This window comes from Vannielia litorea (assembly GCF_018424695.1).
GTDB lineage: Bacteria > Pseudomonadota > Alphaproteobacteria > Rhodobacterales > Rhodobacteraceae > Vannielia > Vannielia litorea_A.
The window spans coordinates 1-14,529 of record NZ_QTNQ01000052.1; the positions used below are offsets into that span (position 1 = coordinate 1).

General features: G+C 68.0%; 15 protein-coding genes. 9 read left to right on the plus strand and 6 right to left on the minus strand.

Annotation, left to right across the window (positions count from 1 at the left end):
• The first annotated feature begins 60 nt into the window (after positions 1–60).
• From DYI42_RS15945 to DYI42_RS15985, 9 genes are all read left to right on the plus strand, one after another.
• The gene (locus tag DYI42_RS15945; RefSeq protein WP_244867968.1) at positions 61–966 is read left to right on the plus strand and encodes an ABC transporter permease; all 906 of its coding nucleotides are present in this window, start codon (positions 61–63) and stop codon (positions 964–966) included.
• Between the two features lies 1 nt (position 967).
• Positions 968–1,804 carry an ABC transporter permease gene (locus DYI42_RS15950; RefSeq protein WP_213546994.1) on the plus strand — a complete coding sequence of 279 codons (837 nt, stop codon included), beginning with the start codon at positions 968–970 and terminating at the stop codon, positions 1,802–1,804.
• On the plus strand, positions 1,801–2,466 hold the full coding sequence (locus DYI42_RS15955) for an aspartate/glutamate racemase family protein (protein WP_213546995.1): 666 nt from the start codon (positions 1,801–1,803) through the stop codon (positions 2,464–2,466). The genes DYI42_RS15950 and DYI42_RS15955 overlap by 4 nt, the downstream gene beginning before the upstream one ends.
• Positions 2,467–2,617: 151 nt before the next feature.
• Positions 2,618–3,526 carry a heme/hemin ABC transporter substrate-binding protein gene (locus DYI42_RS15960; protein ID WP_213546996.1) on the plus strand — a complete coding sequence of 303 codons (909 nt, stop codon included), beginning with the start codon at positions 2,618–2,620 and terminating at the stop codon, positions 3,524–3,526.
• Between the two features lie 7 nt (positions 3,527–3,533).
• Positions 3,534–4,625 (plus strand): FecCD family ABC transporter permease, encoded by a 1,092-nt coding sequence (locus DYI42_RS15965; protein ID WP_213546997.1) that lies wholly within the window; start codon positions 3,534–3,536, stop codon positions 4,623–4,625.
• Positions 4,626–4,632: 7 nt separating this feature from the next.
• Positions 4,633–5,436 carry a heme ABC transporter ATP-binding protein gene (locus tag DYI42_RS15970; RefSeq protein WP_213546998.1) on the plus strand — a complete coding sequence of 268 codons (804 nt, stop codon included), beginning with the start codon at positions 4,633–4,635 and terminating at the stop codon, positions 5,434–5,436.
• 19 nt (positions 5,437–5,455) lie between these two features.
• On the plus strand, positions 5,456–5,782 hold the full coding sequence (locus tag DYI42_RS15975; RefSeq protein ID WP_213546999.1) for an antibiotic biosynthesis monooxygenase family protein: 327 nt from the start codon (positions 5,456–5,458) through the stop codon (positions 5,780–5,782).
• Between the two features lie 281 nt (positions 5,783–6,063).
• Positions 6,064–7,068: a hypothetical protein gene (locus DYI42_RS15980; protein ID WP_213547000.1), complete on the plus strand. Its 1,005-nt coding sequence runs from the start codon at positions 6,064–6,066 to the stop codon at positions 7,066–7,068.
• A complete protein-coding gene (locus DYI42_RS15985; RefSeq protein WP_213547001.1) occupies positions 7,061–7,921 on the plus strand; it encodes a class I SAM-dependent methyltransferase in 861 nt (286 codons plus the stop codon). Before DYI42_RS15980 ends, DYI42_RS15985 begins: the two co-directional genes overlap by 8 nt.
• On the opposite strand, the gene DYI42_RS15990 is transcribed toward DYI42_RS15985, so the two are convergent.
• From DYI42_RS15990 to DYI42_RS16015, 6 genes are all read right to left on the minus strand, one after another.
• Positions 7,907–8,335, minus strand: coding sequence for a hypothetical protein (locus DYI42_RS15990; RefSeq protein WP_213547002.1), 429 nt, complete (start codon positions 8,333–8,335; stop codon positions 7,907–7,909). The two genes, DYI42_RS15985 and DYI42_RS15990, sit on opposite strands and share 15 nt — an antisense overlap.
• Positions 8,325–9,827, minus strand: coding sequence for a tripartite tricarboxylate transporter permease (locus tag DYI42_RS15995; RefSeq protein WP_213547003.1), 1,503 nt, complete (start codon positions 9,825–9,827; stop codon positions 8,325–8,327). Before DYI42_RS15995 ends, DYI42_RS15990 begins: the two co-directional genes overlap by 11 nt.
• Position 9,828: 1 nt before the next feature.
• A complete protein-coding gene (locus tag DYI42_RS16000; RefSeq protein WP_213547004.1) occupies positions 9,829–10,818 on the minus strand; it encodes a tripartite tricarboxylate transporter substrate-binding protein in 990 nt (329 codons plus the stop codon).
• A 137-nt stretch (positions 10,819–10,955) separates the two neighbouring features.
• Complete coding sequence (locus DYI42_RS16005; protein WP_213547005.1) at positions 10,956–12,575, minus strand: GMC family oxidoreductase; 1,620 nt, start codon at positions 12,573–12,575, stop codon at positions 10,956–10,958.
• Positions 12,576–12,663: 88 nt separating this feature from the next.
• Positions 12,664–12,993 carry a hypothetical protein gene (locus DYI42_RS16010; protein WP_213547006.1) on the minus strand — a complete coding sequence of 110 codons (330 nt, stop codon included), beginning with the start codon at positions 12,991–12,993 and terminating at the stop codon, positions 12,664–12,666.
• A gap of 156 nt (positions 12,994–13,149) precedes the next feature.
• Positions 13,150–14,523, minus strand: a complete 1,374-nt coding sequence (locus DYI42_RS16015; protein WP_213547007.1) for a dynamin family protein — start codon at positions 14,521–14,523, stop codon at positions 13,150–13,152.
• Between the last annotated feature and the right edge of the window lie 6 nt (positions 14,524–14,529).

Genomic DNA, 14,529 nt, shown 5'->3' on the forward strand with positions numbered 1-14,529 from the left:
TGTCTGCCCCCCGGACCCCCCGAGAGATATTTGCAGCAAGAAAATGAACAGGGCGGTGCGATGAGCGACGCGGTTGCAGAAGCAGGGCCGGAGGCCCCGGCGAAACGGCCCTTCGTGCCCGGGCGCAACCTGCTGGGCTGGCTGCTGGCCTCGCCGCTGACGGTGATCCTCGCCTGCTTCCTGCTCGCGCCCATCGTGATGATCGTGATTGTCAGCTTCTGGGGCGCGACCGAGTTTTCGATCTATCCGGACTTCCAGTTCGACAACTACGAGTTCCTGTTTTCTTCGCCCGTCACCTACCGCGTGTTCGGGGCGACGCTGAAATACGCGCTCATCACATGGGCGCTAACGCTCGCCATCGGCTTCACCGTGGCCTATTTCCTGGCCTTCCACGTGCGCAGCCTGACGGTGCAGATCGCGCTCTTCCTGGTGTGCACCATCCCGTTCTGGACCTCGAACATCATCCGGATGATCTCGTGGATCCCCTTCCTCGGGCGCAACGGGATTGCCAACCAGACACTGATTTCATGGGGCATCATCGACGAGCCGCTGGAGTGGCTGCTCTACTCCGATTTCTCGGTGATCCTCGCCTTCGTCCATCTTTACACGCTGTTCATGGTCGTCCCGATCTTCAACACGATGATGCGGATCGACAAATCGCTGCTGGAAGCGGCGCGCGACAATGGCGCAAGCGGCTTTCAGACGCTGGTGCATGTGATCATCCCGCTGACGAAGCCCGGCATCATGATCGGCACGATCTTCGTGGTGACGCTGGTGATGGGCGATTTCATCACCGTGCGCTTCATGAGCGGGTCGCAGCGGGCCAACGTGGGGCGGCTGATTTCCAACGACATCGGGCTGCTGCAGTACCCTTCGGCCGCCGCGACCGCTGTGGTGCTGCTCTGCACCGTGCTGATCGTCATCGCGATCCTGCTGCGCTTCGTGAACATCCGCAAGGAGCTTTGAGATGGAACGCCGGCCCCGCAGCTTCTATGCCCTCGCCGCCTTCTTCGGCCTTTTCGTGCTCTTCCTCTACGGCCCGATCCTGACCATCGGCATCCTCTCGTTCCAGGGGCCGGGCGGCGGGCTGACCTTTCCGATGCGGGGTGTGTCGCTGCACTGGTTCGCCGATCTCTTCCAGGAGCAGGCGGTGGGCGACATCTGGGGCGCCTTCCGCCGCAGCTTCGGGCTGGGCTTCATGGTGATGGTCACCACCGTCGTCGTTTCGGTCATGGCGGGTCTGGCGTTTCGCAAGCGGTTCTATGGCTCGGGACTGCTGTTTTATGCCGCGATCACCTCGCTGGTGATCCCGTCGATCCTGATCTCGCTCGGGGTTGGCCTGATTTTCAGCCAGCTCGGGCTGAAGATCCATTGGGCCACCTCGGGCTTCGGCAGCCAGCTCACATGGACGCTGCCCTTTGGCCTGCTCATCATGTTCGCCGTCTTCAACCGCTTCGACAAAAGCTATGAGGAAGCCGCCCGCGACCAGGGCGCCACCGCCTGGCAGACCCTGCGGCACGTGGTGCTGCCGATCATCGCGCCCTCGCTCATCGGGGTGGCGCTCTTCGGCTTTACCCTCAGCTATGACGAGTTCGCCCGCACGCTGCTGACGGCTGGCAGCTACAACACGCTGCCGCTGGAGATCTTCGGGATGACGACGAATGTGACCACGCCGGTGATCTACGCGCTGGGCACGCTGACCACGCTGTTCTCCTTCGGGATCATCGCGGTGTTCCTGCTCACGGTCTGGGTGATGGGCCGGCGGCGGGCGCGGCACGGGTCGGACGCGGGCAAGGGCGTATGAAACTCGCCTATATCAACCCCAATGCCACGGCCTCCATGACCGATGGCATCCTCGAGGTTGCCAGCGCAGCCGTGCCGGGGGCCGAGATCTTCGGGCTGACGAATGACGATGGCCCGGCGGCCATCGAGGGGCCGGAGGATGGCGCGGCGGCTGTGCCGGGGCTTTTGGCCCGCATTCCCGTGGCGCGGGACATGGGCGCGGAGGCGGTGGTGATCGCCTGTTTCGACGATACCGGGCTGGAAGAGGCGCAGGCCATGGCGGGCTGCCCCGTGTTGGGCATCGGGCGCTCGGCCTACACCATGGCCTCACTTCTGGGCCTGCGCTTTTCGGTCGTCACCTCCCTGCCGGTGTCGGTGCCGGTGATCGAGGGCAACATCGGCGCGGGTGCGTTCTCGGGGCAATGCGCCTCGGTGCGGGCCAGCGGCTTGCCGGTGCTGACAATCGATGCGGGCGCGCCGGAGACGATTGCGCGCATCGCGGAGGAAATCGAGGCCGCCCGCCGCGAGGACGGGGCGGGCTGCGCCATTCTGGGCTGTGCGGGCATGGCCCCCCTCAGGCCAGCGCTGGCCGCGCGCACAGCCGTGCCGCTGATCGACGGTGTTGCCGCCTCTGCCCATTTCGCCGCCATTGCGCCCGGGTTCTACCACGCGGGCGCTGCCTGATGCGGCCCGGCGGGCCGGGCGGCGCCTCGGCCCTTGAGATTGCCGCCAAGCCGCAGTAAGGCTGCGGCACGGGGAAAGCCCCGGCCAGCAATGTTGTTTGCAAACAGCGCCAGCGACCTTTCGAGAAATCTGCTCAAAGAGGGTCCGTCTCATGGCGACTGCTGCACTTTCCGGCCCGGTCCTGCCCGTCAGGGCGCGACTGGCCAAATTCTTCACCAAGGCTCTTCTCATCACCTGCGCCGCTGCCGCGCTGCCCTTGCCGCTTGCCGCGCAGGAGGCGGGCCAGCGGGTGGCCGCGCTGGGCGGCACGGTGAGCGAGATCGTCTATGCGCTGGGGGAGGAGGACCGGCTGATCGCCCGTGACACCACCTCGACATACCCGCCCGAAGTTCAGGCGCTGCCCGATGTGGGCTACGTGCGCGCACTCTCCGCCGAGGGCGTGCTTTCGGTGAACCCCGACATGATCCTGGCCGAAGAGAACAGCGGGCCGCAGGAAACGCTGGATGTGCTGGCCGAGGCGCAAATCCCCTTCATCGTGGTGCCTGACGGGTATGACGGCCCGGCCATCCTGCGGAAGATCGAGGTGATAGCAGGCGCGCTTGGCGTCGAGGAGAAGGGCGAGGCGTTGGCCGCGCGGGTGGAGGCCGAGCTGGCCGCTGCCGTGGAGGGGGCCGGAACCGAAAAACCGGCGCGCGTGCTCTTCATCCTGTCGATGGCGGGCGGGCGGCTGACCGCAGCGGGCACAGGCACCGCCGCCGACGGCATCATCACTCTGGCGGGGGCGCAGAACGTGTTCGGCGATTTCGCGGGCTACAAGCAGGTCTCGGACGAGGCGGTGCTGGAGGCCGCGCCGGATGTGATCCTGATGATGGAACGGGGCGGCGACCACGGCGGCACGGCTGATGATGTGGCCGCCCACCCCGTGCTGGGCCAGACCCCTGCGGCGGCGCGCGGGGCGATCCTGCGCCAGCCCGGCTTGCTGTTGCTGGGCTTCGGCCCCCGCACGCCCGAGGCGGTCACCGCCCTGAGCGCGGCCATCGCCGAGCTGGGCGCGGAGTGAGCGCGCGATGGTGGCCGTGAGCATGGAGGCCGCGCCCGCGCGGGTGCGCAGGCAGGCGGAGGCGGGCGACAGGCGGGGCCGCGCCCGGCTGGCGATGCTGATGCTGCTGGTGCTGCTCGCCGTCACCTCGGTGGCCAGCCTTGGCACGGGGGCCTCGGGCACCAGCCTGTGGGCGGCGCTCGGGCGCGTGCTGACGGGGCAGGAGATTGGCGCGCGCGAGGCGCTCATCCTCTTTGACATCCGCCTGCCCCGGCTGGTGACGGGCCTGCTCGTGGGCGCCGCGCTGGCGGTGTCGGGGGCGGTGATGCAGGGGCTCTTTCGCAACCCCCTGGCCGACCCGGGGCTGGTGGGCATCAGCTCGGGCGCGGGGCTTGGGGCGATCCTGGCCATCGTGCTGGGCGGCCTGCTGCCGCTGGCGGTACAGCAGGCGCTCTCCTACTGGCTCCTGCCCGCCGCTGCTTTCCTCGGTGGCTGGGTCACCACGCTGCTGCTCTACCGCCTCTCCACCCGCAATGGCCGCACCTCGGTGGCGGTGATGCTGCTGGGCGGCATTGCGCTGGGGGCGCTGGTGGGGGCGGTGCAGGGCATCCTCGTTTACAAGGCCGATGACGCGCAGCTGCGCGACCTCACCTTCTGGGGCCTCGGCTCGGTGGCGGGGGCGACATGGAGCAAGGTGCTGATCGCCGGCCCGCTCATCGTGCTGACGCTGGCGGCAACGCCCTTCCTTGCCCGCGCACTCAACGCGCTGGCGCTGGGAGAGGCCCCGGCGGCGCATCTCGGCATTCCTGTGCAGCGGATGAAGAACATCGCCATCCTCGCCGTGGCCGGGGCCACCGGCGCCTCGGTCGCGATTACCGGGGGCATCGGTTTTATCGGCATCGTGGTGCCGCACCTGCTGCGCCTCGCCATCGGGCCTGACCACCGCTACCTGCTGCCCAATGCCGCCCTGCTGGGGGCCACGCTGCTGATCGTGGCCGACATGATCTCGCGCAGCGTGATCGCCCCGGCAGAGCTGCCCATCGGCATCGTCACCGCCGTGTTGGGCGGCCCGTTCTTTCTTTGGATCCTGCTGCGCAACCGCAGCCTGCTGGACATGTGAGGCCCCGATGCTGCGCGCCACAGACATAGAGGTGAGCCTCTCCCGCAATCGCATCCTGCGCCGCGTCTGCTTCGAGGCGCGCGCGGGGGAGGTTTCGGCCATCGTCGGGCCGAACGGATCGGGCAAGACGACGCTGCTCAGGGCGATGACGCAGGAGGTGCCCTTCACCGGCAGCGTCACGCTGGAGGGGGCCGATATCTCTGCCCTGCCCGGCTGGCAGCTTGCCGCCCGCCGCGCCGTGCTGCCGCAACACAGCCGCATCGCCTTTCCGTTCACGGTGCAGGAGATCGTCCGCCTCGGGATGACGGCCAGCGCCACCCCGCCGCCGCCCACCCGCGCCGCCGAGGCGCTGGAGCGGGTGGGGCTGGGCGGCTTTGCCGGGCGACTTTACAACGAACTTTCGGGCGGCGAGCAACAGCGTGTGCAACTGGCCCGCGTGCTCACCCAGGTCTGGGAGCCGGTGGGGCCGGACGGACCGCGCTGGCTGTTTCTGGATGAGCCGGTCTCGTCGCTCGACATCGGGCACCAGCTTGAGGTGATGGAGATCATGCGCGACTTCGCGGCCCGTGGCGGCGGCGTGGTGGCGGTGATGCATGACCTGAACCTCACCGCAATGTTCGCCGATGCCGTCACCATGCTCGCCGGTGGCGGGCGGCTGGCCCATGGCGCGCCCGCCGATGTTTTCACCGACGCCACCCTGAGCCGGGCCTATGGCTGCGCGCTGCGCGTCAACACCGCGCCGCCCGCGCCGGCCACCTTCCTGCTGCCGCAGAGCGCGGCCCTGCCCGCCGCCACCCCCACACGGATCTGACACCAAAGGAGACCTGACCATGTATCTCGCCATGAACCGCTTCGCCGTGAAGCCCGAAAACGCCGAGGCCTTCGAGGCCATGTGGCTGAACCGCGACTCCCAGCTCAAGGAGATGGAGGGCTTCGTGGAGTTCCACATGCTGAAGGGCCCCGCGCGGGAGGATGGCACCATTCTTTACGCCTCGCACACGGTGTGGGAGAGCGAGGAGACCTTCATCGCCTGGACGAAGTCGGATCAGTTCCGCAAGTCGCACGCCCGCTCTTCGGGCGGCGGGCCACGCGCGGGCAGCCTGATCGAGGGGCACCCCAACTTCGAGGGCTTCTCCACGATCCAGCGCATCGCCTGATCCCGCGCCGGGGCGGCAGGGCTGGCACGCCGCTCTTCAGCTGCGGTGCGCAGGTTTCACCGGCAAACCGGCCTGCATCTCTCCCGCGCGGTCACCTTTGCCGATCGCTTGGCCCTTGCGCGCACCTCGACGAGACTGTTCGAGGTGCGCGCCTCGCAGCGCCGCTCGCCATGCTGTCATGGATGGAGCGGCACCGCCGTCATTGCTCAGGGTTGCCAAGGGCCGTTCTATCGCCCACGCTTGCATAACAGGGCCCGCTGAGGGAGCGTCGGACCAACATCTTGATCGTCATTCTCGTCAGCGACATGAACCAGTGGCCGATTACCCGGCTCATCCGGACGGCCCGGGGGCATTTGCCGCCGATCTCGGTGGTCAGCTACGCCAGCGCCTTTCGCAGGCTCTCGGTGCCTGCTGGCAGCCTCGTCTTCACCGATTTCGACCTGCTCTCCTCCTTCGAGATGGATGCCGCCGGTGCGCTCGCCGTGGCAGCCGAGGCCCAGGGGCTGCCCGTGCTCAACCACCCCGCGCGGGTGATGGAGCGGCATGATCTGCTGGCCTCCCTGCATGATGCGGGCCGGAACCCGGTAGAAGTGACCCGGCTCGACACCGGCGCGCGCCCCAGCCGCTACCCGCTCTTCATCCGGCAGGAAGATGGCTGCCTGCGCCCCGACACCGGCCTGCTCCACGACGAGGCCGCGCTGGATGCCGCGCTTGCCGCGTTGCGGGCGGCGGGCAAGACCCTGAAGCGCCGGATCGCCGTGAGTTTCGAGAACCGGCCCGACGGCGAGGGATATTACCGCAAGTATGGCGCCTTCTGCATCGGCGGGCGGATCGTGCCGCAGCACATCCTGCGCGGGCCGGAGTGGATCGTGAAATCCAACCGCGCCAATGCCAGCGAGGCCTTCGCCGCCGAAGAACTGGCCTGGGTGCAGGATAACCCCCATGCGCCCGAACTGGCCGGGATCTTCGCCCATGCCGGCATCGACTTTGGCCGGATCGATTATGCCATGGTCGAGGGGCGCCTCGTGACCTACGAGATCAACGTGAACCCCACCTTCCCCCGTTTTCGCGGCGGCAACCCGGCGCGGGAGAGCCGCCGCAAGCCGATCCTCGACGCGCTGGCAGAGGCCTTTGCCGCGATCGACACGCCCGGCGCGCGCGGGCGGCTCACCTTCCGCCCCGATCCCGGCGGTGCGCGCTACATCAAGCGCAAACGGTGGAACCGGCTGGAGCGACAGATCTGGAAGATCCGCATGGCGCTGAGGAACAGGCGCGAAGATGGATAAGCGGTTGCCCGGCATCGAGGATCTGCCGCAGATGGCGGCCCTCGCCTTGAAGACGGCACCGGCGTGCTGCGCCGGGGCCTGCCATGATTACCACGCCGTCTGGGGCTTCCTGCGCCTGTTCGGACGCCTGCCCGCCGTCACCGCCGACGATGCCTTTCTCACCTCGGCGCTCGGCGCGGCGGTGGAGGCCGGGGCGCGGCGCGCTCTGGTGTGCGGCTCGGCCGACCACGGGCTTTTGGCCTATGTTCTGGCCGCCTTCGACGCGGCGGGCGCGCGCCCCGATGTTACGGTGATCGACCTCTGCCCCACGCCGCTGGCGCTGTGCCGGAGTTATGCGCAGATACATGGCCACGAGATCACCACCGCTGCAACCGATGCTCTCTCTTTCAGCGCTGATCCGTTCGACCTTGTGGTGGCCCACAACTTTCTGAACTTCTTCGACCCGCAGGCCCGCGCCGCGCTGGTGGCGCTATGGGCGCGGCTGCTCGCACCCGGGGGGCGGATCGTCTCCTGCACCACGGTGAAGCCGGGGGCGCCGGAGCGCTCGCGCCGGTTCGAGCCGCGTGAGGCTGGGGGGCTGGCCGACCGCCTGGTCACCGACCGGGCCGCCAGCCCCCACGCGGGCCTCATCGACGAGTCCCGGCTGCGGGAACTGGCCAATGGCTTCGCCGAGAAGCGGGAGTCCTGGAACGTGACCAGCCTTGAAGCGCTTGAGGGGTATTTCCGTGATGCCAGGCTTCAGACCGAGGCGCAGAGCCGCGAGAACCCCGGCGGGATGACGCAGACCTCGCTCAGAAACAAGCTGCGCGTGGGCCTCGTAGCTCGCCACGCCAGGGCGTCAGCCTCCCAGTAACAGGCCCCGGTAAAGCTCGATCTGGAGCATCCGGCCAAAGAGCTGGGTGACGACGAGGGGCACCACCGCGCCGCAAAGCGCGGCGACGGGCAGGCGGGCGAGGCGCGGGTGCGCCGCGAGGGAATGGGCGAATACATAGAGGCCACCGCCAAGGGCAAAGCCCAGCAGAAGCACTGCGCCCAGTGCCAGCGCGAACCACAGCAGCGTGCGCAGGTCATCCGTGCCCCAGCGTGCCTCCGGCGCGGCGTGCCGCCTCCGGATCGCCGCCAATCCAACCAGCCCGGCCAGCGCCAGCCCGATGCCCGCCGCAAGCCCCGGCGCAAGGGCCACCTGCCAGCGATAGGCCGGCAGTTCGATGAGCGCCGCGGCGAACACCAGCGCGAAGGTTGCAGCAAGGGCGAGGTCAACCCGCATGGGCACGCCCCCGCTTCGCCGCCTTCGAGCCGCGCTTGAGCCGGAGAGAAAGCTGCCAGAGCGAAAGGAAGAGCGTTGCAATCAGCAGCAGTGACACCGGCCGGAACAGGAAGCCCGGGCCCCAGAGGCTCAGCGACTTGATCAGCGCTTCCTCGGCCTCCGCGCCGAGGATCAGCCCGATCACGAAGGGCGCGCGCGGCCAGTTCCGGCGCAGCAGCGCGTAGCCCAGCAAAGACAACACCGCCAGCGTCAGTAGCGACCGCCATTCTGTGGTGCTGATGTAAACGCTCGCCATGGCCAGCAGGTAGATGTAGGGCACCAGCATCGAGGACTTCAGCCGCGCGATCCGGTTCAGCGGGCGGGCCAGCAGGATGAGCGCCCCTGCTGCCACGATGTTGGACAGCGCCAGCGCCCAGACCATCGCCCAGACCAGCTCGCTGTTGGCGCTGACCAGCCCGGGCCCGGGCGAAATACCCAGCGGGACGAGCGCCACCAGCAGGATCGCCATGCCGGAACTGCCGGGAATGCCCAGGAAGAGCGTGGGCACCAGCGCCCCGCCCTCCTTGGAGTTGTTCGCCGCCTCCGGCCCGATCACCCCCTCCACCGCGCCCTTGCCGAAGCGCTCGGGCGTGCGGGAGCTTTGCGCCGCATGGCCGTAGCAGAGCCAGGCCGCCACGTCGCCACCGAGGCCCGGGATGATACCGACCAGCGCGCCCATCACGGAACACCTCAGGGTGAGCCAGCGATGGCGGACGACATCTGCCAGCCCGCCGGCGAGTTGCCCGGCGCCCCGCCCCCTCCGGGTGCCTGTGGGCGCCCCGGCAGCGGCGCTGCCCTTGCCCGCTATCAGCATCTCGGGGATGGCATAGAGCGCAAGAACCGCCGTCACCAGATGGATGCCGTCGCCCAGCACATCGCTGCCGAGGGTGAAGCGGGGCGTGCCATAGACCGGCTCGATGCCGATGAAGGCGATGAGCAGGCCGAAGGCACCAACGGTGAGCCCCTTCGCCATGCTGTCGCCGCTCAGCACCGCGCTGAACCCGATGCCGAAGAGCGTGAGCAGGAAGATCTCGGGGTAGCTGACAAGCTGCATCAGCCCCAGGGCGAACGGCACGATCAGCGCCAGCACGAGGGTGCCGATGAGCCCGCCGATACCGCTGGCGATGGCCGCCGCTGACAAAGCACGCACGCCCTGCCCCTGCCTGGCCAACGCGTGCCCATCGGCCACCACGGCGGTGCTCGGCCCGGTGCCGGGTATGCCCAGCATGATCGTGGGGGCCGCCGCGCCGGTGTGGACGACGGCGTGCAGGCTGATGAGAAAGACGCAGCCGGCCAGCATGTCCATCCCGGCGATGAAGGGCATCACCGCGATCAGGGCAATCTTGCCGCCCAGCCCCGGCACCGCCCCGAAGGCCATGCCCACGGGGATCGCGATGAAGAGCCATGCCAGCGCCGCCGGGTCTGCCAGCAGCGCGCTCAGCCCGCCCAGCATGTCAGCGGTCGAGCACGATCTTGATCATCTCTTCGAGGCGTGCGGAGTCGGCCAGCACGTCTTCGGCCAGCTTGTCCACCGCGGGGCCGGGCAGAGGGTCCAGCGGCATGCCCTGCGCCTCCGCCTCTGCGCGCAACTCCAGATCGGCCAGCGCAGCCTGATAGGCCTCGCGCAGCGCAGTCAGCGCTGCCTCGTCGATCTCGGGTGCGGCCACGGTGATCCGGCCCAGTTGGGTCAGGGCGCTGATGGCGCGCGCGACGATCAGCGCATCGCCCTCGAGCGCAAGGCTGCGCGCTCGGGGCACGTCGGCAAGCACCGGATCGCTGCTTTCACCGAAGACAAGAAGTGGCACAACCACGCCCGCCTCCACCAGTGGTGCAACGTTGCTCTCCGAGACCAGCCCGCCCTGAACCTCCCCCTTCATAAGTGCCGCCTCGGCCTCGCTGCCACCGAACCCCGGCACCACCTTGAGCCCGAGACCGAAGGAGAGATTGATAAGGCTGGTCTGGATGAAGGCCGAGCTGCCGTGCGAGGCGGTGACGAAGATCAGGCCCGCGCCCTCCGCCTGCAACCCCTCAAAACTGTTGATCCCGGTGTCGGTGGCCACCAAGAGCACCCGTGCCTCGGAAGAGGCCTTGCCGATCCAACGGTAGCTTTGCAGCCCCAGCCCCAGCCCGCCCAGTTCGTTCATCAGGATCCCGGTGTTGAAGATCATGATGCGGCTGCCGTCGGTGGCCTCTTTCAGATCGCGCAGCGCGGGCACCCCGCCGGCGCTGCCCCGGTTCACCGGCACCACCGTCACCCCGTCGAGGTGCTTTTCAAGGTGTTTTGCAACGAGGCGACCATAGCGGTCATACCCGCCGCCGGGCTTGGAGCCGATGATGTAATCAATGCGGTCGGGCAAGGCCGGGCTGTCCTGCGCGACCGCGGGGAGGGCGCAAAGGAGGGCGAGGGTCAGGGCGATGAGGCGTGCAGCGGAAGGCAGGGGCACGGCGGACTCCAGTATAAATGGCTTTTTCGATATTCACGTTTCATCTTTGACGCGGAATCCCCTTGTTTCAAGTCTCCTGACCCGCTGCGCAGGCGGGGCGCACCCGCTGCTTGGAGTGACCGATGCCGGGACCGGTCCTAGGCCCGGTCAGCCAGCATCATCTCGGCGGCCTTTTCGGCGATCATCGTGACCGGCGCGTGCGTATTGCCCGAGGGGATCGTGGGCATGATCGAGGCGTCGGCGATGCGCAGGTTGCTGAGGCCGTTCAGGCGCAGCTGCGGATCCACCACAGCGCCCGGGTCGCTGCCCATGCGGGCGGTGCCGACCGGGTGGAAGATGGTCGTGCCGAGGTCGCCTGCGGCTTTCAGCAGGTCTTCCTCCGTCTGCACCTCTGCACCCGGTTTGACCTCTTTCGGCTGGAGTCCCTGAAGGCCGGCGGTGGCCATCAGGCGGCGGGCGTGTCGGAGGCTGTCGACGGCGACGATCTGGTCGGCGCGGGCGGAAAGGTAGTTTGCACGGATCTCGGGGGCCACGTCTGCGGAAGGCGCGGTGGCGTGAATGCTGCCCCGGCTCTCGGGGCGCAGGTTACAGACCGAGATGGTGACGCCCGGGTCACGGTCCAGCGGCTGGCCGAAGGCTTCGAGCGTGAGCGGCTGGATGTGATACTCGATGTTGGCGCGGTCGAACTCGGGCGCGGAGCGGGTGAAGATGCCAAGCTGGCTGGGGGCCATCGACATCGGGCCGGAGCGGCGCAGCGCGTATTCTAGCGCGATCTGCGCCTTGCCGAACAGCGTGCGCATCCGGTCGTTCAGGGTGAGCGCGCCGGTGATGCGGTAGACGGTTCTGATCTGCAGGTGGTCTTGCAGGTTCTCCCCCACGCCGGGCGCCTCCAACGCCACGGGGATGCCGAGGCTGCCAAGCCGCTCGGGCTGGCCGATGCCGGAGAGTTCCAGCAGTTGGGGCGTGTTCACGGCGCCTGCGGCCAGCACGATCTCGCCCCGGCAGCGGGCCTGCATCAGCCGCCCGTTCTGGCGGTAGAGCACGCCATCGGCCCGGCCCTCCGAAAGCGAAAGGCGCTGGGCGTGGGCGTGGGTCTCGATGCGCAGGTTGGGGCGGCCTCGGACCGGCTTGAGGAAGGCCTTGCGGGCGTTCCACCTGAGCCCGCCCCGCTGGTTGACCGGAAAATAACCCACGCCCTCGTTGTCACCGCCGTTGAAATCATCTGTCGGCGGAATGCCCATCTCCTGTGCCGCCTTGGCGACGGCATCCAGCACCGGCCAATGGAGGCGCTGTTCGGTCACGTCCAACTCACCGCCCACGCCATGCACCTCGCTCGCCCCGGCCAAGTGGTTCTCGGACTTGCGGAACAGCGGCAGCACGTCATCCCAACCCCAGCCGGTGCAGCCCGCCTGGCGCCACTGGTCATAGTCGGCGGCCTGCCCGCGCATGTAGATCATGCCGTTGATCGAGGAGCAGCCGCCCAGCACCTTGCCGCGCGGATAGGCGAGGGAGCGGCCGTTGAGGCCCGGCTCTTCCGCCGTGCGGTAACACCAGTCGAGCCGGGGGTTGCCCATGGCGTAGAGGTAGCCCACCGGAATGTGCACCCAATGGTGGTGGTCTGACCCGCCAGCCTCGAGAAGGAGCACCTTGTTGGACGGGTTGGCGGAAAGGCGGTTGGCAAGCACGCAGCCCGCGGAGCCTGCACCGACCACGATGTAATCGAACGCGCCCACATCCGCTGCCTGATCGTCCGGCATCTCGCTCTCCTCCCCTCCCGTGTCGTCACAGGGTGACAGACCCCGGGGCCGGGAGCCAGCTTAAGATGGGCTGTTGAAAGCGCGCGCCTCAGTCAACCCGGGCCGGGGCCTTGGGTGCGTCAGCGGTCTTCTTCGGGGCGGATGTTTCCTTGGGCGCCATCTGCTCTTCGAGCATGATGAGGCCCTTGGGCTTCTTCTCGCGGTAGCGAATGATCTTTTTCAGCTCGGGAAAATACGTCCAGTCCCAGGATGAATAGCTGCCGCCCACCACCTGGGTGATCGTGCGCATGGCGAAGCCGAAGCGGTCTTCGCAGACAACCTCGACGACGGTGCCAGCCTGAACAGGGCAGCCCTTGCCGTCATGCAGAATCCAGGGGCCCCATTGTTCGCCACCTTCCTGCTTCCACGAGGTTGCCATGCCAATGCCCTTTTTCTGCCACGATTGAGTACCGATGACAGTAGGCCACAGGCGGCCACAGGCAAGCCGGGATCGGGTGACAATCCGGGGGCAGATTGGAAACAATGGCGCCGTCGCCCCGCCTAAAGGGCGGGGCCGGAGGGCTTTGGAGAGGGGTCAGGCCTCGGCCGCGAGCTTGCGGCAGAGCCTTGTAAAGAAGGAGGATGCCATGCCCTGGCTCATCAACGCACCGTCGGCCATGAGGTAAAGCAGGCCGACGCCCGGGATATCTTCGAACAGCACCCGGCGACCGGTGGTGGAAAGGGTAAAGGCAGAGATACCATCCTCTCCATCCATGATTTTCAGCGTGTCGCCAAGGTTCATCTGGAGCTCGACGCAGAAGCGGCCCAGCTCCTGGGCCTTGGCCTCGTCGCCGAAGGTCACCTCGATGGCGTTGGGTGCATTGTGGGGGCGCAGGGCCAGCACCATCACGCCCTTCATCGCCTCGGCCATCTGCCGCAGACCCGGGCTTTCCTCGGCCTCGTCGGCCACGGCGCTGCGCGCTGCGGCGGTCCGCGAGGGGGCGGCGGAGGCTTCTGGTGCAGGCGCGACTTCGGCGGTCCGGGAGGCGGCGCGGTAGGAGGTGAAATCCACCACGTCCGAGCGGTCTTTCTCGGTGGTTGTCTCCTCGGTGTCCTCCACCTCGGGAGATGCCTCGGCCTCCGATGCTTCGGCACTTTCGGGGACCACTTGGGACTGGGCGTCTGCCTCGTCCTCCATCAGATCCGCCTCATCGGCCTGCGGTTCCGGCTCCGGCTCGGGCTCGCGCGAAACACGCGGCGCGCTGCGCACGCGCTCGGCCATGGAAGCAATTGCCGCCATCAGTTCGGCGCCGCCGGTTTCGTCAAAAGCCTTGTCGCACTTGGCCGACTTGTCCAGCTTGCGCCGCGCGCCCTTGATGAAGATGCAATCCTGGAAGAAGTGTTCGGTCTCGCGCACCATCCGCTCGCGCAGGCGGGTGCGATCACGGTCGTTGCGCAGCTTGTCGCCCCGGGTGACGGCCAGAATGGCGTGGGGCGGCCGGGCGTTGCCCAGCTTCTCGACGATGGTCTTCTCGGTCAGGCGCCAGGCCTGCGAGGCGATCGTCACCCAGATCATCACATCCGCCGAAGTGATCAGCGCAACCTGCTCATCGGTCAGCTCCTCGGCCTTGGTCAGCGGCACCTCGACGATCTCGAGGCCCATCAGGTGATCATGGTCGGACCAGAGCCGCACCTCGGCCGCTTCCTGGAAGATCCGGGTGCCGCCGTTCAGCTCCGCCTCACGCGGCTCGCCCTCGTGGCCCACGGCCTCGACGCCGGGCTCGGAACGGTGGCTCACGGTGACCACGGGGCGCACCGTCTGCCCGATGTTGTCGGGCAGCACCCGCGCCCGCAGCAGGGCGTTCAGCACGGTGGACTTGCCCGCGCTCACCTCGCCGCAGACGACCACCCGGACGGGGGCAGATTCGGCATCGGACGCGTTATCGGTTTCGACTTTCTGGACCAGCACCAATTA

What these genes read in the sequence shown, in the direction of transcription:
- DYI42_RS15970 (WP_213546998.1), top strand. Translation starts at nt 4,633, where the DNA reads ATGCTGCGCGCCACAGACATAGAGGTGAGCCTCTCCCGCAATCGCATC.
- DYI42_RS15955 (WP_213546995.1), top strand. Translation starts at nt 1,801, where the DNA reads ATGAAACTCGCCTATATCAACCCCAATGCCACGGCCTCCATGACCGAT.
- DYI42_RS15960 (WP_213546996.1), top strand. Translation starts at nt 2,618, where the DNA reads ATGGCGACTGCTGCACTTTCCGGCCCGGTCCTGCCCGTCAGGGCGCGA.
- DYI42_RS16005 (WP_213547005.1), bottom strand. Translation starts at nt 12,575, where the DNA reads ATGCCGGACGATCAGGCAGCGGATGTGGGCGCGTTCGATTACATCGTG.
- DYI42_RS15950 (WP_213546994.1), top strand. Translation starts at nt 968, where the DNA reads ATGGAACGCCGGCCCCGCAGCTTCTATGCCCTCGCCGCCTTCTTCGGC.
- DYI42_RS15990 (WP_213547002.1), bottom strand. Translation starts at nt 8,335, where the DNA reads ATGCGGGTTGACCTCGCCCTTGCTGCAACCTTCGCGCTGGTGTTCGCC.
- DYI42_RS15995 (WP_213547003.1), bottom strand. Translation starts at nt 9,827, where the DNA reads ATGCTGGGCGGGCTGAGCGCGCTGCTGGCAGACCCGGCGGCGCTGGCA.
- DYI42_RS15975 (WP_213546999.1), top strand. Translation starts at nt 5,456, where the DNA reads ATGTATCTCGCCATGAACCGCTTCGCCGTGAAGCCCGAAAACGCCGAG.
- DYI42_RS15965 (WP_213546997.1), top strand. Translation starts at nt 3,534, where the DNA reads ATGGTGGCCGTGAGCATGGAGGCCGCGCCCGCGCGGGTGCGCAGGCAG.
- DYI42_RS15985 (WP_213547001.1), top strand. Translation starts at nt 7,061, where the DNA reads ATGGATAAGCGGTTGCCCGGCATCGAGGATCTGCCGCAGATGGCGGCC.
- DYI42_RS15945 (WP_244867968.1), top strand. Translation starts at nt 61, where the DNA reads ATGAGCGACGCGGTTGCAGAAGCAGGGCCGGAGGCCCCGGCGAAACGG.
- DYI42_RS16010 (WP_213547006.1), bottom strand. Translation starts at nt 12,993, where the DNA reads ATGGCAACCTCGTGGAAGCAGGAAGGTGGCGAACAATGGGGCCCCTGG.